This is a genomic window from Streptomyces sp. NPDC005898 (assembly GCF_040629635.1).
In the GTDB taxonomy this organism is placed as follows: Bacteria; Actinomycetota; Actinomycetes; order Streptomycetales; family Streptomycetaceae; genus Streptomyces.
The window spans coordinates 14,885-35,508 of record NZ_JBEXWC010000016.1 but is presented as its reverse complement, the minus strand read 5'-3'; the positions used below and the strand labels follow the sequence as shown (position 1 = coordinate 35,508).

Below are 20,624 nucleotides of genomic sequence, written 5' to 3'. Positions count from 1 at the left end.
CCTATGTCCTGCGGAGGGGCCCCGCCTCCCCGGCGGGTCAGTGCGCGATGCCGTCGATCAGCTCGCGGGCGCCCTGGCGCAGCAGGGCCACGGCCACGGACGTGCCGAGCGTCGCCGGGTCCAGCGGGCCCGCCCACTCGTGCGCGTTGAGCACCGTCTTGCCGTCGGGCGTGAAGACGCAGGCGCGCAGCGACAGGTCGCCGTTGCGCTGCGAGCGGGCGTACCCGGCGATCGGCGAGTTGCAGTGGCCCTGCAGGACGTGCAGGAACATGCGCTCGGCGGTCGCCTCGCGCCACGCGTCCCTGTCGCCGAGGCCGCTCACCGCGTCGATGGTCGTGGTGTCCTCCTCGCGGCACTGGAGGGCGAGGATTCCGGCGCCGATCGGCGGGCACATCGTCTCGACCGACAGGATCTCGCTGGCCAGCTCGGGGCGGCCGGTGCGCTCGAGGCCGGACTGGGCGAGCAGCAGCGCGTCGGCGTCGCCCGCGGCGAGCTTCTCCAGGCGGCGGCCCGCGTTGCCGCGCATCGGCACGCACTCCAGCTGCGGGTGCGAGGCGGCGAGCTGCGCGCGGCGGCGCACCGACGACGTGCCGACGCGCGTCCCCGCCGGCAGCTCGTCGAGGGTGAGGCCGCCGGGGTGGATCAGCGCGTCCCGGATGTCGTCCCGCTTGAGGAACGCGGCGAACGTCGTCCCCGCGGGCAGCGGCCGGTCCGCCGGCACGTCCTTGACGCAGTGCACCGCGAGGTCCGCCTCGCCGGCGAGCAGCGCGGCGTCCACCTCCTTGGTGAACGCCCCCTTCCCGCCCAGGCGTGCCAGATCACCCATCCAGCGGTCACCGGAGGTGGTGACGGGCACGACCTCGGTACGGATGCCGGGGTGCAGCGCGGCGAGTTCGGCGCGCACGCGCTCCACCTGGGCCAGGGCCATGGGGGAGGAGCGGGAGACGATGCGGATCAGCTCAGGAACGGACATGCGGTACACGATAGAGGGTGCGTCACGGCGGGCCGGACCGGCGTTCAACTGATCAAAGGACGTACGGCTCGGGCGAGTTGCCCCGCTCCGGTCCTCGCGCGGCCCCCGCCTCGACCACGGCCCGCCCGGACCCCGCCCCGCCGCCGTGCCCGGCTCCGCATGCGGGACCCGGGGCCGCCTCATAGCGTGAGAGGGACGAAGCGCCGCAGAGCGCGGTACCCGCCCCCGGGAGGCCTCATGTCCACCTCCGCCGCGCCGAAGCGCCCGGCGATCGGCCTCGCGCCGATGACGGCCACCCATCTGGCCGACGTCCTCGCGCTGGGCCGCCAGGTCTACGACACCTCCGTGAAGCCCTACACGTCCTGGTCGCTGTCGGCGATCGCCGGCCACTTGGACAGCGAGGCGTCGGCCTGCTGGGTGGCGCTCGACGGGGACCGGCTCGCCGGGTTCGTGCTCGGCTCGATGGGCTTCGACCAGCGCGCCGACTGGGGCAACCTGGAGTGGATCGCGAGCGCCCCCGAGTACCAGGGGCAGGGCATCGCGAGCCGTCTGGTGAAGGCCTGCTGCGCCACGCTCACCGAAGCGGGCGCGAGCGCCGTGGTGACCGACGTGGAGTCCCGCAACACCGCGTCGGCCGCGCTGATGCGCAGCAACGGCTTTCAGGCGAGCGTGACGGTGACGCTGTTCGTGCGCGAAACGCGCGACTGACCTGCCGGCCGAGCCGAGTCGGGTTCAGGCAATGCCTTCGACGATGCGGAAGTCGCGCTCGACGCAGTCGGAGAGGAGCGCCAGCGCCTTCTGGTACGCCTCGCTGTCATAGGCCGCGACGGCCTGATCGAAGCTGTCGAACTCGACCAGGACGACGCGGTGCTTGTTTCCCGCCTCGTGGGCGACGGCCCGACGGCCAAGGGACAGGGTGCGCCCGCCCCCGGCCCGGACGGCCGGTCCGGCCAGCTTGTCGTAGGCGGTCAGCCTCTCGGGGTCGGAAATGACGCGGTAGACGCTGACCCAATAGCCCTTGGCCATGGAAACCTCCGGTGTTCGGCCGGACAGGTCCGGCTGTGCGTTGACGTGCCGTCGTACGGCGGTTCCGGCAGGGCTGATCGCGACATCGGCGCTCCCGTACCCGGTGCTTCGCTTTTCGAATCACTATGCTGCTTCGAGAAGCGAAGCGCAAGGGAGGAGAGGGGAACATGGCAGGCAGAACACCGCGGCCCGGCGTACCGGTGCGGGGGTCCGCGTCGGGACGCCCGGTCATGGCCGCACTCGACCTGCTGGGACGGCGCTGGACGCTGCTCATCCTGTGGGAGCTGAGTCAGGCCCCGGGCGGTTTCCGTGAGTTGCAGCGCCGGTGCGAGCGCATGTCGTCCAGTGTGCTGAGCACCCGGCTCGGTGAGCTGACCGATGTCCGCCTGCTCACTCTGCGCGCGGACGGATATCACCTCACCCAGCTCGGTGAGGACCTTGTCGACTCCCTGCAACCGCTGTTCGCGTGGAGTCGGCGGTGGGCGGAGGAAGCGGATCCGGATCCGGCACAAGGGTCCGCGCACTGCGACGAGTAGGTGCGGCCCGCCCCCGCCCCCGACACCGGCGTCCGCACCGGATGGGGCCGGTGGCGAAAGGGCGTACCGGTCAGGCCGCGCCGTCGGCCGCGAGGAGCAGCGCGCTCACCCGCTCCCGGGCACGCGCCACCCGCGAGCGGACCGTCCCGACGGGGCAGCCGGCGGCGGCCGCCGCCTCCGCGTAGGGCAGCCCGGCGAGCTGGGTCAGCACGAACGCCTCGCGGCGCGGCGCGTCGAGCGACGCCAAGAGGTCGAGCAGGACCACGCCCTCGTCGAAGCCGGGCAGGCCGCGCGGCTGCGCCCGCTCGGCGGCCAGCTGCCAGTCGTCGGTGTCGATGAAGCGCGGGCGGGCCGCGGCCGTGCGGAAGCGGTCCGCGACGGTCCGGCGCGCGATCGCGAGCAGCCAGGCACGGGCACAGGAGCGGGCGGCGTAGCCGCGCAGCCCGGTCAGGGCCCGCAAGTACGTTTCCTGGGTCAGGTCGTCGGCGCCGTGCAGGTCACCGCTGAGGTGGGCGACGAACCGCCAGACGTCGCGTCGGGTGGCCCGCACGAACCGCTCGAACGCCTCGGCGTCACCGTCACGGGCGGCCAGCGCCCACTCGGTGATCAGGTCGTCACGGCTCGGATCCGCGCCGCGCCCGGGGCGTGGCCGGGCGGAGGAGGCCGGAAGGGCAGGGCCCAGGAGGGCAGGAGTCATCGCAAGAGGTCCTTCGGTGAAGGGAGTCCGGGGACGGCGCGAACGCCGAAGAGCCGCCCGGCGCCGAGGCGTGCGGGCGGTGTCAGGAACCGACTTCGGGAACCGGCGTCAGGAGCCGGTGCCGGGAACGGGTCTCAGGAACTGACCGGAAGGACCGGCGGACCTCTGCGTGCGAGGGCGTACTGGAGCAGAACCCCGCGCAGCCGCGGCACGGGCACGGGCGCGCCGACGCGCGGCGGGGCCGGGGGCGGCGCCGCGACGAGAACCGTGAGGACGAGCCGCAGCGGCACGAAGACGGCCGCGGCGAGCGCGCGTCCGGCGCGGTGGGCGGCGGCCTCCCCGCGCCACAGCCACAGGGCGCAGACCAGCGCGGCGACGAGGTGGGCGAGGAACATGCCGAGGCCGCTGTGCCCGAACACGGACGTCAGCCAGTCGGGCATGCCCGCCTCGGACCCGGCGGCCGTGCCGGTGGCGGTGCCGGGGAACGGCGGCGGCATCGGATGGTTCATGTGGTTCATGCCGTCACCGGCGTGCGCCGGCCGTGGGCCCATCCGCTGCGCCACGGCGAACAGCTCGTGCAGGAGCAGCTGCGCGCCGACCGTGGCGCCCGTGACCGCCAGCGGCCCCCGCTCGCGCCCGGTCAGCCACCACGCGGCGGCCGCCGTGGCCCCGAACGCGTAACCGATGGCCCACCACGGCAGCGCGGCCCCCGACATGAGGGCGTGCCCGAGGGCCGTCGTCACCACGCACACGGCCGCGAACACGGCGGCTCGGGCGAGGCGGAAGGCGGGCCCTGGGGTCATGGAGAGCATCGTGCCAGGCGCCGGTGCCCCGGTGGGCGGCGAGTCCCGCACTCGTCCCGACCGCACCGCGCCGGCTCCCGCACGCAACCTCTGGCCGGTGTGAGGAACGCGGAACGCAAAGCGCTTGACGCGCCGGGGGCCCACGGAAAACGATCTCTCCCAGCGGTCGGCATTGCCGAACCGCGTTCGCGTGCCGCCGGATGCCCTGCGCCGGCGGCCTTCCTGACCGACGGGAACTGTCATGCACCTTCGCACCCTGCGCCGCTCCGCACGGTCCGCCCTGGCCGCCGCGGCCACCCTCGCCCTGGCCGTCGTGGGCCTCGCCGTCCCGGCGGCCGCCTCCGCCCCCGCCGCGGCGCCCGCCTCGCTCCTCGACATACCGCCGCGCGGCGCGAACGACTGGTCGTGCACCCCGGACGCGGCACACCCGCAGCCGGTCGTGCTGGTCAACGGCACCTTCAAGCTGATGCGGGAGAACTGGGCCACCCTCTCGCCGAAGCTGAAGAGAGCGGGCTACTGCGTCTTCGCGTTCAACTACGGGAACATGGCGACCGACCCGGTCGCGAGCTCCGCCGCGGAACTCAAGGACTTCGTCGAGGCCGTGCGGGGCGCCACGGGCGCGGCGAAGGTCGACATCGTCGGCCACAGCCAGGGCGGCATGATGCCCCGCTACTACGTGAAGTTCCTCGGCGGCGCCGACAAGGTGGACGACCTCATCGGCATCGTGCCGTCCAACCACGGCACGACCAACCCGCTGGCCAGGCCCCTCGGCCACACCGTCTGCCCGGCCTGCACCGACCAGATGGTCGGCTCGGACCTGCTGACGAGGCTCAACGCCGGCACACAGACCCCGGCGGGCCCCGACTACACCGTCCTCACCACCCGCTACGACGAGATCGTCGTCCCGTACACCAACGCCCTGCTGAGCGGCCCGAAGGAGTACGTCACCAACGTCGTCCTCCAGGACCGCTGCCCGCTGGACCCGTTCCTGCACGACCAGGCGACGAAGGACCCGGTCGTCGCCCAGTGGGTCCTCGCCGCGCTGGGCCGCAAGGGCCCGGCGGACCCGGAATTCCGCCCCAGCTGCATCGGCTGACCGAGCGGTCCCAGGGCCTAGGCGCGGTCGCCCGCGTCCTGTCCGTCCCGGGACTCGGCCGCTTCCCGGGGCCCGGGAACCTGAACGTTCCCGCCCCCGGTGGGGGCCGCCCGCCGCCGGGCGAGGGCGCCGCCCACGAAGCCGGCGACGGGCTGCGTGTATCGGGCGGTGAGCGGGCCGATGACCACGAGGATCAGGACGTACGCAGTCGCCAGCGGCCCCAGTGACGGCTCGATGCCGGCGCCGACCGCGAGGCCCGCGATGACGATGGAGAACTCGCCCCGCGCGACCAGCGCGCCGCCGGCCCGCCACCTGCCCTTGACGGAGACGCCCGCGCGCCGGGCCGCCCAGTAGCCGGTGGCGATCTTCGTCAGGGCGGTGACGACGGCGAGCGCCAGCGCGGGCAGCAGCACGGGCGGAATGCTCGCCGGATCGGTGTGCAGCCCGAAGAAGACGAAGAAGACGGCCGCGAAGAGATCCCGCAGGGGCGCGAGCAGCGAGTGCGCGCCCTCGGCGACCTCACCGGACAGCGCGATGCCGACCAGGAAGGCGCCGACGGCGGCGGACACCTGGAGCTGCTGGGCGATGCCGGCGACGAGGATGGTCAGGCCGAGCACCACCAGGAGGAGCTTCTCCGGGTCGTCGCTGGAGACGAAGCGGGAGATGAGCCGTCCGTAGCGCACGGCGAGGAAGAGGACGAGGCCCGCCGCGCCGAGCGCGACGGCGAGCGTGAGGCTGCCCGCGGCCCAGCCGACACCGGCCAGCAGGGCGGTGATGATGGGCAGGTAGACGGCCATCGCCAGGTCTTCGAGGACGAGGATGCTGAGGATGACCGGCGTCTCGCGGTTGCCGAGCCGCCCGAGGTCGCCGAGGACCTTGGCGATGACACCGGACGACGAGATCCAGGTGACACCGGCGAGGACGACGGCGGCGACCGGGCCCCAGCCCATCAGCAGCGCGGCGACGGCGCCCGGCAGGGCGTTCAGCGTGCAGTCGACCAGACCCGCCGGGTACTGCGTCTTGAGGTTGCTGACGAGGTCGCTGGCCGTGTACTCGAGGCCGAGCATGAGCAGCAGCAGGATGACGCCGATCTCGGCGCCGATGGCGACGAACTCCTCGCTCGCGCCGAGCGGCAGCAGCCCGCCCTCGCCGAACGCGAGCCCCGCCAGCAGATAGAGCGGGATCGGCGAGAACCGGAAGCGCCCCGCGAACCGGCCGAGCAGACCGAGAGCCAGGATGATCGCGCCGAACTCGATGAGGAAGACAGCGGAGTGCACGCGATCACTCCTGCCCGAGTATCGCCGCGGCCGTCTCCACGCCTTCGCGCGTGCCGATCACGATCAGGGTGTCCCCGCCCGCCAGGCGGAAGTCGGGGGCGGGCGAGGGGAACGCGTCGGCCCGCCGCAGCACCGCCACGATCGAGACGCCCGTCTCGGTCCGCATCCGGGTCTCGCCGAGGAGCCGTCCGTTCCAGTGCGAGGTGGCGGACAGCAGCACCCGCTCGGCCACCAGACCCAGGTCCGTGGTGTGCAGCAAGGTGGGGCTGTGGTGCGACGGCATCAAGGCATCGATCAGCGATTCCGCCTCGCCCGAGCTGAGCCGCAGCGACAGGGCGCACGCGTCCGGGTCGTCGGACCGGTACGCGCTCAGTGTCCGCGCCCCGTCCCGGTGGGCGATGACCGACAGCCGCCGCTGTTCCCGGGTCGTGAGGTCGTAACGGATGCCGATGCCTGGAAGCGGCGTGCGGCTCAGACGTGATGCGGGCACAGCTTTCCCCTTGTGCGATAGGTGATCATCCCGTGGTGTCACCCTATCGGGGCCAAGTGTTGGCAAAATTACGCAATCGGCCCGAGGTGGGAACTAGGCAATCGGCCCGAGGCCGGACCGGATCACGCCGTACGGCGGGCCAGCACGGTCTCCACGGTGTCCGCCTGCTCGGGGGGCTTGTCCTCGCGGTAGCGCAGGACGCGGGCGAAGCGGAGGGTCACGCCGGCCGGGTAGCGCGTGGAGCGCTGCAGACCGTCGTAGGCGATCTCCACGACGAGTTCGGGACGGACCTCCACCACGTGGCCGTCGTCGCTGACCGCCAGCTCCTGGAGGCGCTCCGTCTGCCAGGCGAGCATCGCGTCCGTCATGCCCTTGAACGTCTTGCCCAGCATCGCGTACGTCCCGTCGGGCCGCCGCGCCCCCAGGTGGAGGTTGGAGAGCTTGCCGGTGCGGCGCCCATGGCCCCACTCCGCGGCCAGCACCACGAGGTCCAGTGTGTGCACCGGCTTGACCTTCAGCCAGGACGCCCCCCGCCGGCCCGCGTTGTAGGGGGCGTCGAGCGACTTCAGGACGACTCCCTCGTGGCCGCGCGCCAGCGTCTCCTCGAAGAACTCCTCGGCCGCAGCGCGCAGGCGCTCGTCACCGGGCTCGTCCACCACCGCGCGGCGCACCCGCATCGGCTCGGGGACCAGCGCGGCCAACTCCGCGTGCCGCTCGGCGAACGGCAGAGCGAGCAGGTCTCGCCCGGCCACGGACAGGGCGTCGAAGAAGACGGGGGACAGGGGCAGCCCGGCCGCCGCCGTCTCGACGTCGACGCGTGAGCCCACGCGCCCCGCGATGTCCTGGAACGGCCGCGGCCGCCCCTGCGCGTCCAGGGCGATGACCTCGCCGTCCAGGATGAACTGCTCACCCTTTAGCTCGCGTGCGGCGGCCGTCAGTTCCGGCAGCCGGCCGGTGATGTCGTCCAGGGTGCGGGTGTAGACGCGGACGTCGTCCCCGCTGCGGTGGACCTGGACCCGGATGCCGTCCAGTTTCTCCTCGACCGCGCACGCGCCGAGCTTGTCGATGCCCTCGGCGACCGACGTGGCGCCGTGCGCGAGCATCGGCAGGATGGGCCGGCCCACGGTCAGCCGGAACTCCTCAAGCGCTTCGGGGCCACGCGCCAGCAGCGCCTGCGCGACCGGGCTCACGGAGCCGGCGAGCATCACCGAGCGCCGCACGGCGTCCGCGGGCGTCTGCGTGGCCACCGCCAGGCCCTCGACGGCGACCGCGTCCAGCGCGCCCTGCCGGACCTCGCCGGTGAGCAGGCCGACGAGGAACCGCTGCTCGTCCGCGGTCGCGGCCCCCATCAGCTCACCGATCAGACGGCGCCGCTCGCCCTGCGACCCGGTACCGGACACCGCGCCGATCGCGGTGAGCGCCGCGTCCACGCCGCGCACCGTCAGGCTCGGTTCGGCGGCGGGCGGCCCGGCGTCCTTGAGCGTGCTCCAGCCGATGCCGAGCCGGCCCTGGGGCAGCCGCCCCGCCAGATAGGGGATGACGATCGGCACGTCCTGGGGCTCGGCGGCCGCGAACAGCTCCGCGAGCAGGGCGATCTTTCGGGACCGCGCGGAGGTGGCGGCCACTTCCTTGGACACGTGGGCGAGCCGGGCGAGCAGCATGGGCCCATCCTGCAACGCGCCGGGGCCCGGCGCACGGCCGCACCGGCCGGGGCCTGGCACGTGTGTACCGCCCCGTGAGGGGCACACGGACGGTCACACGGTCCTCGGACGCACCACTCATGCGAGGTGGGTGACACAGGTCACACCGGTCTCTTGCCGGAATCGCCGTAATGAAACCCCTCCGTACGGGGTCGTAAGGGCACAGGGGTCCGCGAAGGGATCCCGCGCAGTGGAAGAACCAGAAGTGGAGCTCGATCATGGCCGTCACCCTTCAGCAGCCCACCCGCGCCCGCCTCGTCGCCCCGGACGGACATGAGTACGGCCTCCCCGTGGTCCTGCGCTACTCGGCCGAGGACCCGCTGGCGGTCCAGATCACCTTCCCCTCCGAGGCCTCCCTCGACGGCATGGAGGTCACCTGGATCTTCGCCCGCCGGCTCCTGGAGGACGGCCTCAGCGCCCCGGCGGGCGGCGGTGACGTGCGCATATGGCCGTGCGGGCGGGCGCGGACGGTGCTGGAGTTCCACTCCCACCAGGGGATGGCCCTGGTCCAGTTCGACAGGATCGCGCTCCGCCGCTTCCTGGCCCGCTCGTACTCCGTGGTCCCCGACGGCGAAGAGGAGGGCGGCCTCGATCTCGACGAGGGGCTCTCCCGACTCCTCGGCGGCGTCCAGGGCAGCGGGCACTAGCGGAAACCTCCCCCCCGGCCTCCTCGCCCCGCACGGCCACCCTCGGCGGAGCACTCACCGCACGGCCTTCCCGCGTCCGCTCAGTCGGGGTACCTCCGTGCGGTGTTCCTGCGCCGGGCCAGCGAGACGGCCCGCCGCCGCAGGGCCAGCACCACGCCCGCGAGGACGGTCACCGCGCCCGCGGCGACCAGCAGCACCGCGGGCCAGTCGGAGTCGTCCGGCTCCAGGGCCCGGACCGTCGCCGTGCCGGCGGCGTGCGCCGGGTTCGGCGCGGCGTGCGTGTCCTGCTGCGGCGGCAGCAGCGAGCCCACCGGCTGCACCTTCCCCGCCGCCGCGAAACCCCAGTCCAGCAGGGATCTCGCCTCCTCGTACACCGCCTGCGCACCGCCCGTCTGCGGATTCATCACCGTCACGACGAGGGTGTGCCCGTCGCGCTGGGCGGCGCTGATGAGGGTGGCGCCCGCATGACTGGTGTAGCCGTTCTTCACACCGAGCAGCCCCGGGTAGGGCGCGACGCCGTCGGCACCCGTCAGCAGCCGGTTGGTGTTCTGGATCCGGTACGACCAGCCGCCCGCCGGGAACCGGGCGACCGCGGTCGAGCAATAGCGGGCGAACTGCGGTTCGGCGAGCCCCGCCTTGCCGAACACCGCGAGGTCGTACGCGGACGACACCTGCCCCTCGGCGTCGTAGCCGTCCGGCGAGACCACCTGCGTGTCCCGGGCGCCCAGCTCGCGGGCCTTGGCCCGCATCTGCTGCACGGTGGTGCGCAGACCGCCGTTGAGCCTCGCGAGGACGTGCACGGCGTCGTTGCCGGAGCTGAGGAAGACGCCGCGCCACAGGTCGGCGACGCGATAGGCGCGGCCCGGCGCCACCCCCACCAGGCTGCTGCCGTCGCCGACCTCGTCCAGCTCGTGCTCGGCGACGACGTGGCGCTGCTCCGCGTCGAGGTGGGGCAGTGCCGTCAGGGCGAAGAGGGACTTGAGGGTGGAGGCGGGCGGCAGTGGCCGGTGCGCGTTCTTGGCGGCGAGCACCTCGCCCGTACGGGCGTCCGCCACCAGCCACGCGAGGGCGCTGACGTCGGCGGGCAGCCCGGGCGCGGCGGGCCCGGGCCGGACCTGCACGCCCGGCCGGTCCAGCAGCGTGGAGGAGTACGCGGGCAGCGGCCGCGGCGGCGCGGGCTCGGCCGGGACGTCGGTCGCGGCGGCGGGGGAGGCAGGGAAGGACAGGAGGACCAGAGCCCCGAGCGCGAGCGCCGCGGTGCGTACGGAGGAGGAGCACGGAAGGTACCTGATGGCCATTCAGCCACCGTAGGAGCGCGGCACCGACTCCGCAGATCGGCTTGGCCCGGCTGGAGGTATCGCGCCCTCGCGAGTGAGCGGGGCAGCCCGGCCCGGCCCGCCCGGTGCGACGGCGCACGTCCGGCACCGGGCGGTCCAGGGGCGCGGATCAGCCCTGGAGGTGCTTCTCGATGGCCGCGACGACCTCGGGCGCGTCCGGCTCGGTCTGCGGGGAGAAGCGGGCGACGACCTCCCCGGCGCCGTTCACCAGGAACTTCTCGAAGTTCCAGCGGATGTCCCCGGTGTGCCCCTCGGCGTCCGCCGTGTCGACCAGGCGGGCGTACAGCGGGTGCCGGCCCTCTCCGTTGACGTCGACCTTCTCCGTCAGCGGGAAGGTCACGCCGTACGTCGCCGAGCAGAACTGCGCGATCTCCTCGGAGGTGCCGGGCTCCTGGCCAAGGAACTGGTTGCAGGGCACGCCGAGCACGCTGAAGCCGCGCGCCGCGTACTGCTCGTGCAGCCGCTCCAGGCCCGCGTACTGCGGGGTCAGACCGCACTTGGAGGCGACGTTGACGACGAGGACGGTCTTGCCCTCGAACTGGCGCAGGTCGGCGGAGCCGCCCCGCAGGGCGCCGATTTCTTCTTCGTAGACAGACATAGTGGTCGAGCCTACGCCTGGCTCCCGGCCGCAGGGGAGGCGCCCGGCTCCTCGCGGTGCAGCCGCCCCCGGGCGACCAGCTCGACGGTGAGGGCCACGGCCACGGCCTGGACCGCCATCAGGGCCACCAGGACGAAGAGCTGCACGGCGCCCGCGAGCACCGGGGACGCGCCGCCCAGCAGCATGCCGACGAAGGCGCCGGGCAGCGTGACGAACCCGACGGTGCGGGTCTGGTCCAGGCCGGGCAGCAGGGCGTCGGAGGCCGCCGGGCGGACCACCTCCAGACGGGCGTCGCGGTCGGCCAGGCCGAGGGCCAGACCGGCCTCGAACTCCCCGTGGCGGGTGCGCAGTTCGTCCAGGCAGCGGCGCCCCGCGAGGACGGTCGCCGTCAGCGCGCCGCCGATGAGGATGCCCGTCACCGGGATCATGGCGATGCCCCGGGGCGGGAGCAGCCCGCCGAGGACCAGGCCGCTCACCACCGGGAGCACGGGACCCGCGATCGGCAGCGCCGTCCGCCACCAGGTGCCGTTCGCGGTGACGCGCCGGCCGGCGGTGCGGGTGGCGACGGCGAACATCAGCAGCAGGAACGCGAGGAGCGCCGCCGTCTGGTGCGCCACCCAGCCGATGACCAGCGAGACGACGGCCAGTTGCGCCGTGGCGCGCGCCCCCGCGATCAGGATCTCCCGCGCCCTGCCCCGTGAGCCGTCGGGGGCGAGCCGGAAGACGGCCGCCGTCGCGGCGGCGGCGAGCAGCAGCACCAGCAGGGCCACGGCGAGCGCCGGGCCGACCGGCAGAAGGGGCTGGGCGGCGAGAACACGCACCCGCTCACCCTAGGGCGCGTTCCGGTGCCGCTCGGGACACGAGGCGTACGACCTGTAACGATGGGCGGGAAAGACGCGGAGTTGAGAGAAGGGCTGAAGTCATGGCGCAGCAGGTGCGGGGCGTGGTCGCCCGCGCGAAGGGCGAGCCGGTACGGATCGAGACGATCACCGTCCCCGACCCGGGGCCCGGAGAGGCCGTGGTGCGGATCCAGGCGTGCGGGGTCTGCCACACCGACCTGCACTACCGGGAGGGCGGCATCAACGACGACTTCCCGTTCCTGCTCGGGCACGAGGCGGCGGGCCTGGTCGAGTCGGTCGGCGAGGGCGTCACCGAGGTCGCCCCCGGCGACTTCGTGATCCTCAACTGGCGTGCGGTGTGCGGCCAGTGCCGCGCCTGTCTGCGCGGCCGCCCCCAGTACTGCTTCGACACGCACAACGCGAAGCAGAAGATGACCCTGGCCGACGGCACCGAGCTGTCGCCCGCCCTCGGCATCGGCGCCTTCGCGGAGAAGACCCTCGTCGCCGCCGGGCAGTGCACCAAGGTCGACCCGGAGGCATCGCCCGCCGCTGCCGGTCTCCTCGGCTGCGGGGTGATGGCGGGCATCGGCGCCGCCATCAACACCGGCAACGTCGGCCGCGGCGACTCGGTCGCCGTCATCGGCTGCGGCGGCGTCGGCAACGCCGCCGTCGTGGGCGCCCGCCTCGCCGGCGCCGCGAGGATCATCGCCGTGGACATCGACGACAACAAGCTCCGGACGGCACAGGGCCTCGGCGCCACCCACACCGTCAACTCCCGCACCACCGACCCCGTCGAGGCCGTGCGCGAGCTGACCGGCGGCAACGGCGCCGACGTCGTCATCGAGGCGGTCGGTCGCCCCGAGACGTACGAGCAGGCCTTCTACGCCCGCGACCTGGCGGGCACCGTCGTCCTGGTCGGCGTGCCGACGCCCGACATGCGGATCGAGCTGCCGCTCCTCGACGTCTTCGGGCGCGGCGGCGCGCTGAAGTCGAGCTGGTACGGGGACTGCCTGCCCTCGCGGGACTTCCCGATGCTCATCGACCTCTACCGGCAGGGCCGCCTGGACCTGGACGCGTTCGTCACGGAGACCATCGCCCTGGAGGACGTGGAGAAGGCCTTCGAGCGGATGCACCACGGCGACGTCCTGCGTTCGGTGGTGATGTTCTGATGGCGGCCCCGTCCCCGGCGAACGCCTCCGGCGCGCGCGTCGACCACCTCGTCACGTCCGGGACCTTCTCCCTGGACGGCGGCACCTGGGAGGTCGACAACAACGTATGGATCGTCGGTGACGACCGCGAGTGCGTCGTCATCGACGCCGCGCACGACGCGGACGCCATCGCGGCGGCGGTGGGGGAGCGGCGCCTCGTCGCGATCGTGTGCACCCACGCGCACGACGACCACGTCGACGCCGCCCCGGCGCTGGCCGCCCGTACCGGCGCGCCGATCCTGCTGCACCCCGCCGACACGGAGCTGTGGAAGCGGACCCACCCCGACCGCGCCCCGGACGGCGAGCTGGCCGACGGGCAGGAACTGACCGTCGCGGGCACGGCGTTGCGGGTGCTGCACACGCCCGGGCACTGCCACGGCGCGGTCAGCCTGTACGCCCCGGCGCTCGGCACCGTCTTCACCGGTGACACGCTCTTCGCCGGGGGACCGGGCGCGACGGGCCGTTCCTTCAGCGACTTCCCCACGATCGTGGCATCCATCAGGGAGCGGCTGCTGACGCTGCCGCCGGAGACGGTGGTGCGCACCGGGCACGGCGACAGCACGACGATCGGCGCCGAGGCGCCGCATCTGCGGGAGTGGATCGCCCGCGGGCACTGACCGGATCGTCGCCGTGTCCCGGCCCCGCGTGGTTCGCCGCGCGGGGCCGTTCGCGTACTGGCCCCGCCCCCCGATCTCCGATAAGTTAGGCAAGGCTTACCTAATGGAGGTTGAGGATGGCTGTCCGTCACAGCAGCACGACCGTGCCCACAGCGGCGGCACGCGCCCGTTCGGTGCTCGCCACCGCATGGTCCTGCGCGGTCACCACGGAGATCGGCAAGGACGAACTCGTCGGCGCGCACAGCGTCACCGAGGACGGCAGGCTGCGGCTGTGCCCGCCCGAGGACAGCGCGCTCGCCGCCGCCCTGATCTGCGCGCCGCGCGGCGCGCCGACCACGCTGGTCGAGTTCGCCGACGTCGCGCCGGTGCCGGTCAGGGACCGCGTCCGCGCGCGTCTGTGGCTGTCGGGGTCACTGGCGTACGACGGCGACCACCTCGTCCTCGAACCGACGCGCGCGGTCCTGCAGGACGCGAACGGCGAACGCCACGGCATCGAACCGGACGAACTGGCCCTGACCGTCCCCGATCCGCTCGCCGAGGCGGAGTCCCGGCTGCTCACCCACCTCGCCGACGCCCACCCGGACGCCGTCGAGCAGCTCACCCGCCTCATCAGCCCGGACAGCCTCCAAGGCGTGGTGCGGGTGCGCCCGCTCGCCCTCGACCGGCACGGCATCTGCCTGCGCCTCGAACGCGTCCGCGGCCAGGCGGACGTACGCCTGGCGTTCCCTCAGACGGTCGAGGACGTCTCCCAGGTGACGGACTGCATGCACGCCCTGCTCACCAGGGCCCGCCTCTCAGCCTCCCGGCGCGGGCGGCCCGTCGGCGGTTGACCGCATCGAGCGCAGCGCGAGGAGCAGCACCCCGACGTCGTCCAGGTATATCGGGTCGGGGAGCAGGTCGGTGGGCAGCACGAGATAGGCGACCGCGCCCCAGAACACCCACTGCCGCTCGACCGGAAGTCCGGCTCTGCGCAGGGCGCGGCGCGTGCGGACGAGGCGGACGAGCAGAACGACCGCGACGGCCAGCGTCGCGGCGAGCAGTACGGCCGCGCAGACGAGGAGAACGGTCAGGTCCGTGCTCATACGTGGGTACGTTACCGACGCCACCGCCCCGCGTCGCGGTGTCACGCGCAGGGCATCATGGCGGGATGCAGAAACAGCCGCCCCCGCACCACCCCGAGTCCCACGCCCCCGTCCAGGCCCTGTTGGTGGTCGACATGCAGTGCGCCTTCGTCCACGGCGACGGCGCCGTGCCCCACGCGGACCGCCTGCTCGACCGGGTACGCGACCTCATGGCGAGGGCACGCGAGAGCGGCGCGTTCGTCGTCCAGCTCCAGAACGACGGCGAGCCCGGCAGCCCCGACGAGCCGGGCACACCGGGCTGGGCGGTCGCGCTGCCCGTCGACACCGACCGCGGCGAGGTCGTGCTGCGCAAGACCGTCGACGACGGCTTCGAGGGGACCCGCCTGGAGGAACTGCTCAAGGAGGCCGGCGTCACGGAGCTGGCCATCTGCGGGGTCATGTCCGAGATGTGTGTCAGCGCCACCGCGCGCACCGCCCTGGACCTGGACTTCCGAGTCGTCCTGCCGCACGACGCCCACGCGACCTACGACATCCCGGCCGCGGAGGGCATCAGCGACCTGGTCCCCGCCGCGATGGTCTCGCGCGTCGCCGAATGGGCCCTCGGCGACGAGGTGGAGATCGCCGTCCGGGCGAGCGACGTCGGCTTCACCAAGCCGTAGCGGCCGGCCGCGGCGACGACTGCCCCCCAGGGGCCCGCCCCGTCAGGCCGTCCGTCCCGCCTCGCCGACGGGCAGCGCGCACACCGCGACCGGCGCTGCGAACGGCTTGCCCGCCAGACGCAGTTCACCGCTGCGCCGGTCGACCCGGAACACGCTCACCGAGTCCGACTTCTGGTTCGCGGTGAACAGCAGCCGCTCCGACGGGGACAGGGCGAGATGCCGGGGGAAGTCCCCGCGCACGGGCACCGTGCCCAGGAACCGCAGCCGGGCGCCGCCGCCCTCGACCGCGTACCGCGCGACGCTGTTGTGGCCGCGGTTGGCGAGGAAGGCGAAGCGCCCCTCGCGCGTCACCACGATCTGCGCCGGGTAATTGGTCGTGGCACCGGAGCCCGTCGACTGCGGCTCGCCCGGGGTGAGGCGGCCGGTGGCGGGGTCGTACGCGCAGACGACGACGGTGTCGTCCAGCTCGTCGGCGAGATACGCGAAGCGCCCCGAGGGGTGGAAGGCGAGGTGGCGCGGGCCCGCGCCGGGCGGCAGCGTCGCGTACGACAGCCGGCGGAGGGTGCCCGCCTCGGTGTCGAGCCGGTAGGTGTGGACGGAGTCGGTGCCGAGGTCGACGGCGAGGACGTGGCGGCCGTCGGGCGCCGTGACGATCTGGTGGGCGTGTGGCCCGTCCTGGCCCGGGCCGGGCGGCGGGGTGGAGTGCGTGACCACGTCGGTCCGCTCGCCCAGCGCCCCGGACCGGTCGACGGGGTGGACGCTCACGCTGCCGGAGAGATAGTTGGCGCTGAGCAGCCAGCGGCCGCTCGGATGCACCGAGAGGTGGCAGGGCGCCCCGCCGCCGGTGTCCCGCCTCCCGAGGACCTTGTGACCGCCGTCGGGGGAGAGCGCGACGGCGGTCACCCCGCCCTTCTCCCGCTCGTCCACGGCGTAGAGGGTGCGGCCCGAGGGGTGCAGGGCGAGATAGGAGGGGTCGGGCACGCCGGTGATCGTGCCGGTGCCGGTGACGCGGCCCGTCGTCTCGTCGTACGTGGCGAGCCCGATCCCCTTGCCGCCGCCTTCCTGGGAGGTGTACGTGCCCAGGAACAACCGTCCCTCGCGGACCGGGCGGTGTGCGGCGGACGAGTCGGGGGCCTTGCGCGTGGCGTCCGGACGTGTGCGGTCCGCGCTCTCGCGCTCGGGCGGGTGGGGGGAGGCGCAAGCGGCGGTGGCCGACAGGGCTCCCGCCGTGGCCGCTTTGCCCAGTGCCCCGAGGAACCGCCGCCGCCCCGGCCGGCCCCCGGAAGGTCCGGCCGGTCCTGCTCCGCTGTCCATGCCTGCACCTCGCGCGTCGGTGGTGACGGTTGTGGCAGCCACAGTGCCCCCTCCATGAACGGACCCACAAGAGGCGCACCGGGCGGGTGGCGGGGCTCAGGTCATCGGTGGTCACCGCGGTGCGCGGGCAGGCGCAGCAGGCCGTGCTGGTACGCCTTGAGCAGGCGCTGCGGGACCAGGTGCCGGGTGCCGTCGACGGTGACGGGCACCAGTCGGGGAGTGGTGGCCTTCCACTGCGCGCGGCGGTGGCGGGTGTTGCTGCGGGACATCTTCCGCTTGGGTACGGCCATCGGGTCCTCCTGGGGTGATGGGGGCGGGGCGACGGCCCGACGCTATATGAAAATGGTTCCCACGAGCAATTGGCGGGTCGTGACCCTGTCACCGACCACAAGGCTCACCCTGTACTTCAGCTTGAGAGTGTGCCGGTGTGCGGGCCCGCGGTCGGGCGGCCCGGGGTAGCCCGAGCGGCCGACTGGCGAGGCGGTCCCTCGCTCCGCCGTGGAAGAGTTCCGGGCATGAGCGAGTATCCGTACACGGCGAACCCCCGCATCACGGTCCTCGGCGTGCAGCCCGGCAGCCCGCCGTTTCGCATCGTGGAGATCGACGGCGAGGTGGTCGGCACGGCGAAGACCGTCACGGATGTCCTGGACGCCGCCGCCATGGCGGGCATCGCCGTGCACGACCTCGACGATCCGGACGCCGTGCGCTGGGTGGGCGGCGACAAGTTCACCTGGCGACCGCGCTGACCTCTCCCGAGCGGAAAGCCGGTAAAGGGGTACGGGCGGGAGCGTCCGCGCCGGTCAGGGCCGCCCGGTCGCCGGCACCTCCTCGCCGGCGGGCACGGGACCCGGCGGTGTGCCGTCACCGAACGGCCGCCCGCCGAGCTGCTCGCGGTGATGCGGTGTCAGCCAGCCGCCGAGGTCGGGCCCCAGCGGCACGATGCCGGTGGGATTGATGCCCGTGTGCACCTGGTAGTAGTGCCGCTTGATGTGGTCGAAGTCGATGGTGTCCCCGAACCCCGGCGTCTGGAACAGGTCCCGGGCGTACGCCCACAGCACCGGGTCCTCGGCCAGCTTGCGGCGGTTGCACTTGAAGTGGCCGTGGTACACCGCGTCGAACCGCACCAGGGTGCTGAACAGCCGGATGTCCGCTTCCGTGATCGTCTCCCCGACGAGATAGCGGCGGCGCGCCAGCCGCTGCGAGGTCAGCTCCAGGCGGCGGAACACAGCGCGGCACGCCGCGTCGTACGCGCTCTGGTCGGAGGCGAAACCCGCCCGGTACACGCCGTTGTTGACGTCGTGGTAGATGTCGTCCATCACCGCGTCGATCTCGTCCCGCAGCGGACGCGGATACAGGTCCGGCGCCCCTTCGCGGTGCAGCGCCGTCCATTGCGTGGCGAAGTCCAGGGTGATCCGCTGGTAGTCGTTCGTGACCAGCTTGCCGCTCGGCACGTCCACGAGCGCGGGCACGCTGACACCGCCGGGGTGCCCGCGCTCGCGAGCCTCGTAGGCCTCGCCCAGGAAGCGGATGCCGAGGACCGGGTCGCGGCCGTCGGCGTCCAGCGTGAACCGCCAGCTCCGGTCGTCCTGGATCGGGTCGGTGATCCCCAGGGACAGGGCGCCCTCCATGCCGAGCAGCCGGCGGGCGATGAGCGCGCGGCCCGCCCAGGGGCAGGCGCGGCTCACCACCAGGCGGTAGCGCCCCGCCTCGACGGGCCAGCCGTCTCGCCCGTCGGCGGTGACGCGGTCCGTGAAGTGGCTCTTGGAGCGCTTGAACTCCTTGTGGCCGTAACTGGCGTTGCCCTCCGCCGGGCCGCCGGGCGCCGCGCTCATGACTGGCTCCGCTCGCGCGCACACGAACGGGCCACCGGGGGAGGGCCGGCCTCCTCCTCGGCGCGCGGCGAGGGAGCGAGATCGTAGATCCGTTCGATCAGCACCGCCTCGTTGCCCGCGAGGCCGGCGCGGCGCAGCGCGTCGTCGGCCTCCGCGATCGGCCCCGCGAGCAGGGTGGCCGCGGCGGCCGGAGGGACCTCGGAGGTGTCCGACAGCGCGGCGCGGGCGGTGTGCAGCAGACGCAAGCAGGCCTGGGCGGCGAGCAGTTCCTCGGACGTCGTGCCGGTCATGTCGAGCGACTCCTCTGCGCTGGGTGGCATGGGCGGCATCGCGGCGATGCCGTCTCCACTCTCGCGCACGGGTCTGACAATGGCGCTCCTACACGGCCGGTGAGCGGCGGGTGAGCCGCAAAGTGAGCCCGTCCGGCATGAGGGTCAGCCGCTCGGCGACGCGCAGCCGGTAGCCGGGGTCGGCGTGCAGGTCGTAGCGGCGCAGCAGCAGCCCGAGCACCAAGGTGGCCTCATGGAGGGCGAACTGACGTCCGATGCAGGCCCGCGCCCCGGTGCCGAACGGTTTGAAGACGTGCGGCGGCCTCGCCCGCACCGCCGCGGGCGTGAACCGGTCGGGATCGAACTCCTCGGGGCGCTCGCCCCACGCGGCCGGATCGCGGTGCAGCATCGTCGCGAGGACGAGCGCCCACGCGCCCCGCCGCATGGGGTGCGCGCCCCCGAGCACGGTGTCCGCGCGGGCCTCGCGGGCGAACGCGGGAGCGGTGGGCCACAGCCGCAGCGACTCGTCCAGCACCCGGCGCACGTACCGCAACTTGGCCACCTGCTCGTACGCGGGCTCCTCCCGCGCTCCCCACACCTGATCGACCTCGGCCCGCGCGCGGGCGAGCACTTCGGGGGAGCGCGACAAGTAGTGCAGCGCGAAGGACAGTGCCCCGGAGGTCGTCTCGTGGCCGGCGACCAGGAAGGTGATGACCTGACGGCGGATGTTCTCCGAGGACAGCCGCTCCCCGGTCTCGGGGTGCGCCACCTCCAGCATCCGGTCGAGCAGGTCGCCGTGGCCACCCGCCCCGGACGCGGTACGGCGGGCGGCGACCACCGCGTCGACGGTGCGGTTGAGATACGCCGTGTCCGCGTCGTCGCGCCGGCCGGCACCGCGCAGCAGCAGCGGCGTGAGCAGGGGCGGGACGACGTTGCGGCGCTGGGCGAAGGAGAGCGTGCCGACCATGGCCGTCACGAAGGGGTGCGGGGCCGAGCGTTCGAAGGAGCCGAAGTCGTGCCCGAAACCGGTGCGGGCGATCGTCTCCAGTGTCAGCTTCGTCATGTCGCCCGGCACGTCCACCGCCCGGCCGGCCGCCTCCCGCTCGTCCCAGCGGGCGGTCAGCTGCCGCGCCACGTCGAGCATCAGGGGGTGGTAGCCGGCCATCGCCTCGCGGCTGAACCCCGGCGCGAGGATGTCGTGCGCCAGCTGCCAGTTGGGCTCGTGGTTGTACGCCGTGAAGAGCCCGTCGCCCGCCAGCGGCCGGAGATTGGCCACCCCGAGCCCCACGTGCTTGGCGAAGCGCGACTCGTCGGCCAGGTCGGCGGCGAGGTCGGCGCCCCACACGAACACGAACTCCTTGCCGAACGCCTTGCGCCGGAAGATGGGCCCGAGCCGGTGCCCCAGCCGCATCGAGTCCTGCAGGGGCGTGCGCGCGTCGGCGCCGAGGATGTCGCCGAGGAACGGCAGACGGCGCGGCGGATGGGGTATCCGGTGCAGCTCGGGCCACCCCAGCTCGGCGCTGCGGAACCCCTTGGGCGGGGGCCCGGCCGGCGCCGCCCGCCCCGCCTGCCCCACCGCGGACCGCGCCGTCTGCGCCATGTGCCCATCTCCCTTGCCCGGCGG

25 protein-coding genes are annotated in these 20,624 nt (G+C 73.6%); 9 read left to right on the top strand and 16 right to left on the bottom strand.

The genetic code is table 11. From position 1 onward, the window contains the following. Positions 1-37 precede the first annotated feature (37 nt). Positions 38-973, bottom strand: a complete 936-nt coding sequence (hemC, locus tag ABZ385_RS21695) for a hydroxymethylbilane synthase (protein WP_358578525.1) — start codon at positions 971-973, stop codon at positions 38-40. Positions 974-1,210: 237 nt separating this feature from the next. Between hemC and ABZ385_RS21690 the strand changes: the two genes are divergently transcribed. Further along, the gene (locus ABZ385_RS21690; RefSeq protein ID WP_358578523.1) at positions 1,211-1,681 is read left to right on the top strand and encodes a GNAT family N-acetyltransferase; all 471 of its coding nucleotides are present in this window, start codon (positions 1,211-1,213) and stop codon (positions 1,679-1,681) included. 24 nt (positions 1,682-1,705) lie between these two features. Here the strand turns inward: ABZ385_RS21690 and ABZ385_RS21685 are convergent, their stop codons facing one another. After that, the gene (locus ABZ385_RS21685; RefSeq protein WP_358578521.1) at positions 1,706-1,999 is read right to left on the bottom strand and encodes a DUF1330 domain-containing protein; all 294 of its coding nucleotides are present in this window, start codon (positions 1,997-1,999) and stop codon (positions 1,706-1,708) included. Between the two features lie 167 nt (positions 2,000-2,166). Between ABZ385_RS21685 and ABZ385_RS21680 the strand changes: the two genes are divergently transcribed. Continuing rightward, positions 2,167-2,535, top strand: a complete 369-nt coding sequence (locus ABZ385_RS21680; protein ID WP_358578519.1) for a helix-turn-helix domain-containing protein — start codon at positions 2,167-2,169, stop codon at positions 2,533-2,535. 70 nt (positions 2,536-2,605) lie between these two features. Here the strand turns inward: ABZ385_RS21680 and ABZ385_RS21675 are convergent, their stop codons facing one another. Both ABZ385_RS21675 and ABZ385_RS21670 read right to left on the bottom strand, forming a co-directional pair. Beyond that, positions 2,606-3,232, bottom strand: coding sequence for a sigma-70 family RNA polymerase sigma factor (locus tag ABZ385_RS21675; RefSeq protein ID WP_358578517.1), 627 nt, complete (start codon positions 3,230-3,232; stop codon positions 2,606-2,608). Positions 3,233-3,366: 134 nt separating this feature from the next. Continuing rightward, complete coding sequence (locus tag ABZ385_RS21670; protein ID WP_358578515.1) at positions 3,367-4,035, bottom strand: hypothetical protein; 669 nt, start codon at positions 4,033-4,035, stop codon at positions 3,367-3,369. A 241-nt stretch (positions 4,036-4,276) separates the two neighbouring features. Here ABZ385_RS21670 and ABZ385_RS21665 point away from each other — a divergent pair, with 241 nt between their 5' ends. After that, entirely contained in the window at positions 4,277-5,131 is an 855-nt protein-coding gene (locus tag ABZ385_RS21665) for an alpha/beta fold hydrolase (RefSeq protein WP_358578513.1), read from the top strand. Between the two features lie 17 nt (positions 5,132-5,148). Here the strand turns inward: ABZ385_RS21665 and ABZ385_RS21660 are convergent, their stop codons facing one another. From ABZ385_RS21660 to ABZ385_RS21650, 3 genes are all read right to left on the bottom strand, one after another. Continuing rightward, on the bottom strand, positions 5,149-6,408 hold the full coding sequence (locus ABZ385_RS21660; protein ID WP_358912666.1) for a cation:proton antiporter: 1,260 nt from the start codon (positions 6,406-6,408) through the stop codon (positions 5,149-5,151). A 4-nt stretch (positions 6,409-6,412) separates the two neighbouring features. Then, positions 6,413-6,898, bottom strand: a complete 486-nt coding sequence (locus ABZ385_RS21655) for a TrkA C-terminal domain-containing protein (protein ID WP_358578509.1) — start codon at positions 6,896-6,898, stop codon at positions 6,413-6,415. Positions 6,899-7,020: 122 nt separating this feature from the next. Further along, on the bottom strand, positions 7,021-8,559 hold the full coding sequence (locus ABZ385_RS21650) for an ATP-dependent DNA ligase (RefSeq protein WP_358912664.1): 1,539 nt from the start codon (positions 8,557-8,559) through the stop codon (positions 7,021-7,023). Between the two features lie 257 nt (positions 8,560-8,816). Here ABZ385_RS21650 and ABZ385_RS21645 point away from each other — a divergent pair, with 257 nt between their 5' ends. Further along, a complete protein-coding gene (locus tag ABZ385_RS21645; protein WP_358578503.1) occupies positions 8,817-9,245 on the top strand; it encodes an SsgA family sporulation/cell division regulator in 429 nt (142 codons plus the stop codon). Positions 9,246-9,325: 80 nt separating this feature from the next. Here ABZ385_RS21645 and ABZ385_RS21640 read toward each other — a convergent pair whose 3' ends face one another. The 3 genes from ABZ385_RS21640 to ABZ385_RS21630 all read right to left on the bottom strand — a co-directional run bounded on the left by ABZ385_RS21640 (position 9,326) and on the right by ABZ385_RS21630 (position 12,001). Beyond that, entirely contained in the window at positions 9,326-10,543 is a 1,218-nt protein-coding gene (locus ABZ385_RS21640; RefSeq protein WP_358912662.1) for a serine hydrolase, read from the bottom strand. Between the two features lie 148 nt (positions 10,544-10,691). Then, positions 10,692-11,180: a glutathione peroxidase gene (locus ABZ385_RS21635; protein ID WP_358578499.1), complete on the bottom strand. Its 489-nt coding sequence runs from the start codon at positions 11,178-11,180 to the stop codon at positions 10,692-10,694. A gap of 11 nt (positions 11,181-11,191) precedes the next feature. Next, the gene (locus ABZ385_RS21630) at positions 11,192-12,001 is read right to left on the bottom strand and encodes an ABC transporter permease (RefSeq protein WP_358912661.1); all 810 of its coding nucleotides are present in this window, start codon (positions 11,999-12,001) and stop codon (positions 11,192-11,194) included. Between the two features lie 101 nt (positions 12,002-12,102). Here ABZ385_RS21630 and ABZ385_RS21625 point away from each other — a divergent pair, with 101 nt between their 5' ends. The 3 genes from ABZ385_RS21625 to ABZ385_RS21615 all read left to right on the top strand — a co-directional run bounded on the left by ABZ385_RS21625 (position 12,103) and on the right by ABZ385_RS21615 (position 14,674). Then, entirely contained in the window at positions 12,103-13,188 is a 1,086-nt protein-coding gene (locus tag ABZ385_RS21625; protein WP_358912659.1) for an S-(hydroxymethyl)mycothiol dehydrogenase, read from the top strand. Continuing rightward, complete coding sequence (locus ABZ385_RS21620; RefSeq protein WP_358578492.1) at positions 13,188-13,844, top strand: MBL fold metallo-hydrolase; 657 nt, start codon at positions 13,188-13,190, stop codon at positions 13,842-13,844. Before ABZ385_RS21625 ends, ABZ385_RS21620 begins: the two co-directional genes overlap by 1 nt. A 116-nt stretch (positions 13,845-13,960) precedes the next feature. Next, positions 13,961-14,674 (top strand): DUF2470 domain-containing protein, encoded by a 714-nt coding sequence (locus tag ABZ385_RS21615; protein WP_358578489.1) that lies wholly within the window; start codon positions 13,961-13,963, stop codon positions 14,672-14,674. Here the strand turns inward: ABZ385_RS21615 and ABZ385_RS21610 are convergent. Next, a complete protein-coding gene (locus ABZ385_RS21610; protein ID WP_358578487.1) occupies positions 14,639-14,926 on the bottom strand; it encodes a DUF1232 domain-containing protein in 288 nt (95 codons plus the stop codon). The two genes, ABZ385_RS21615 and ABZ385_RS21610, sit on opposite strands and share 36 nt — an antisense overlap. Positions 14,927-14,991: 65 nt before the next feature. Between ABZ385_RS21610 and ABZ385_RS21605 the strand changes: the two genes are divergently transcribed. Next, entirely contained in the window at positions 14,992-15,585 is a 594-nt protein-coding gene (locus ABZ385_RS21605; protein ID WP_358912657.1) for an isochorismatase family protein, read from the top strand. Between the two features lie 42 nt (positions 15,586-15,627). On the opposite strand, the gene ABZ385_RS21600 is transcribed toward ABZ385_RS21605, so the two are convergent. Both ABZ385_RS21600 and rpmF read right to left on the bottom strand, forming a co-directional pair. After that, a complete protein-coding gene (locus ABZ385_RS21600) occupies positions 15,628-16,899 on the bottom strand; it encodes a lactonase family protein (protein WP_358912655.1) in 1,272 nt (423 codons plus the stop codon). 101 nt (positions 16,900-17,000) lie between these two features. Further along, positions 17,001-17,189 (bottom strand): 50S ribosomal protein L32, encoded by a 189-nt coding sequence (gene rpmF, locus ABZ385_RS21595; protein WP_358578481.1) that lies wholly within the window; start codon positions 17,187-17,189, stop codon positions 17,001-17,003. 225 nt (positions 17,190-17,414) lie between these two features. On the opposite strand from rpmF, the gene ABZ385_RS21590 reads away from it, so the two are divergent. Beyond that, the gene (locus ABZ385_RS21590; protein ID WP_358578478.1) at positions 17,415-17,645 is read left to right on the top strand and encodes a hypothetical protein; all 231 of its coding nucleotides are present in this window, start codon (positions 17,415-17,417) and stop codon (positions 17,643-17,645) included. Positions 17,646-17,699: 54 nt separating this feature from the next. On the opposite strand, the gene ABZ385_RS21585 is transcribed toward ABZ385_RS21590, so the two are convergent. From ABZ385_RS21585 to ABZ385_RS21575, 3 genes are all read right to left on the bottom strand, one after another. Continuing rightward, positions 17,700-18,731: a glutathione S-transferase C-terminal domain-containing protein gene (locus ABZ385_RS21585; protein ID WP_358912653.1), complete on the bottom strand. Its 1,032-nt coding sequence runs from the start codon at positions 18,729-18,731 to the stop codon at positions 17,700-17,702. After that, positions 18,728-19,021, bottom strand: a complete 294-nt coding sequence (locus ABZ385_RS21580) for a hypothetical protein (RefSeq protein WP_358699259.1) — start codon at positions 19,019-19,021, stop codon at positions 18,728-18,730. Before ABZ385_RS21580 ends, ABZ385_RS21585 begins: the two co-directional genes overlap by 4 nt. Before the next feature lie 88 nt (positions 19,022-19,109). Further along, positions 19,110-20,600: a cytochrome P450 gene (locus ABZ385_RS21575; protein ID WP_358912651.1), complete on the bottom strand. Its 1,491-nt coding sequence runs from the start codon at positions 20,598-20,600 to the stop codon at positions 19,110-19,112. Positions 20,601-20,624: the final 24 nt, after the last annotated feature.

Bases quoted from the DNA above. Each gene is read 5' to 3' on its own strand.
- hemC (WP_358578525.1), bottom strand. From the start codon at position 973: ATGTCCGTTCCTGAGCTGATCCGCATCGTCTCCCGCTCCTCCCCCATG.
- ABZ385_RS21690 (WP_358578523.1), top strand. From the start codon at position 1,211: ATGTCCACCTCCGCCGCGCCGAAGCGCCCGGCGATCGGCCTCGCGCCG.
- ABZ385_RS21685 (WP_358578521.1), bottom strand. From the start codon at position 1,999: ATGGCCAAGGGCTATTGGGTCAGCGTCTACCGCGTCATTTCCGACCCC.
- ABZ385_RS21680 (WP_358578519.1), top strand. From the start codon at position 2,167: ATGGCAGGCAGAACACCGCGGCCCGGCGTACCGGTGCGGGGGTCCGCG.
- ABZ385_RS21675 (WP_358578517.1), bottom strand. From the start codon at position 3,232: ATGACTCCTGCCCTCCTGGGCCCTGCCCTTCCGGCCTCCTCCGCCCGG.
- ABZ385_RS21670 (WP_358578515.1), bottom strand. From the start codon at position 4,035: ATGACCCCAGGGCCCGCCTTCCGCCTCGCCCGAGCCGCCGTGTTCGCG.
- ABZ385_RS21665 (WP_358578513.1), top strand. From the start codon at position 4,277: ATGCACCTTCGCACCCTGCGCCGCTCCGCACGGTCCGCCCTGGCCGCC.
- ABZ385_RS21650 (WP_358912664.1), bottom strand. From the start codon at position 8,559: ATGCTGCTCGCCCGGCTCGCCCACGTGTCCAAGGAAGTGGCCGCCACC.
- ABZ385_RS21645 (WP_358578503.1), top strand. From the start codon at position 8,817: ATGGCCGTCACCCTTCAGCAGCCCACCCGCGCCCGCCTCGTCGCCCCG.
- ABZ385_RS21640 (WP_358912662.1), bottom strand. From the start codon at position 10,543: ATGGCCATCAGGTACCTTCCGTGCTCCTCCTCCGTACGCACCGCGGCG.
- ABZ385_RS21635 (WP_358578499.1), bottom strand. From the start codon at position 11,180: ATGTCTGTCTACGAAGAAGAAATCGGCGCCCTGCGGGGCGGCTCCGCC.
- ABZ385_RS21625 (WP_358912659.1), top strand. From the start codon at position 12,103: ATGGCGCAGCAGGTGCGGGGCGTGGTCGCCCGCGCGAAGGGCGAGCCG.
- ABZ385_RS21620 (WP_358578492.1), top strand. From the start codon at position 13,188: ATGGCGGCCCCGTCCCCGGCGAACGCCTCCGGCGCGCGCGTCGACCAC.
- ABZ385_RS21615 (WP_358578489.1), top strand. From the start codon at position 13,961: ATGGCTGTCCGTCACAGCAGCACGACCGTGCCCACAGCGGCGGCACGC.
- ABZ385_RS21610 (WP_358578487.1), bottom strand. From the start codon at position 14,926: ATGAGCACGGACCTGACCGTTCTCCTCGTCTGCGCGGCCGTACTGCTC.
- ABZ385_RS21605 (WP_358912657.1), top strand. From the start codon at position 14,992: ATGCAGAAACAGCCGCCCCCGCACCACCCCGAGTCCCACGCCCCCGTC.
- ABZ385_RS21600 (WP_358912655.1), bottom strand. From the start codon at position 16,899: ATGGACAGCGGAGCAGGACCGGCCGGACCTTCCGGGGGCCGGCCGGGG.
- rpmF (WP_358578481.1), bottom strand. From the start codon at position 17,189: ATGGCCGTACCCAAGCGGAAGATGTCCCGCAGCAACACCCGCCACCGC.
- ABZ385_RS21590 (WP_358578478.1), top strand. From the start codon at position 17,415: ATGAGCGAGTATCCGTACACGGCGAACCCCCGCATCACGGTCCTCGGC.
- ABZ385_RS21585 (WP_358912653.1), bottom strand. From the start codon at position 18,731: ATGAGCGCGGCGCCCGGCGGCCCGGCGGAGGGCAACGCCAGTTACGGC.
- ABZ385_RS21580 (WP_358699259.1), bottom strand. From the start codon at position 19,021: ATGACCGGCACGACGTCCGAGGAACTGCTCGCCGCCCAGGCCTGCTTG.
- ABZ385_RS21575 (WP_358912651.1), bottom strand. From the start codon at position 20,600: ATGGCGCAGACGGCGCGGTCCGCGGTGGGGCAGGCGGGGCGGGCGGCG.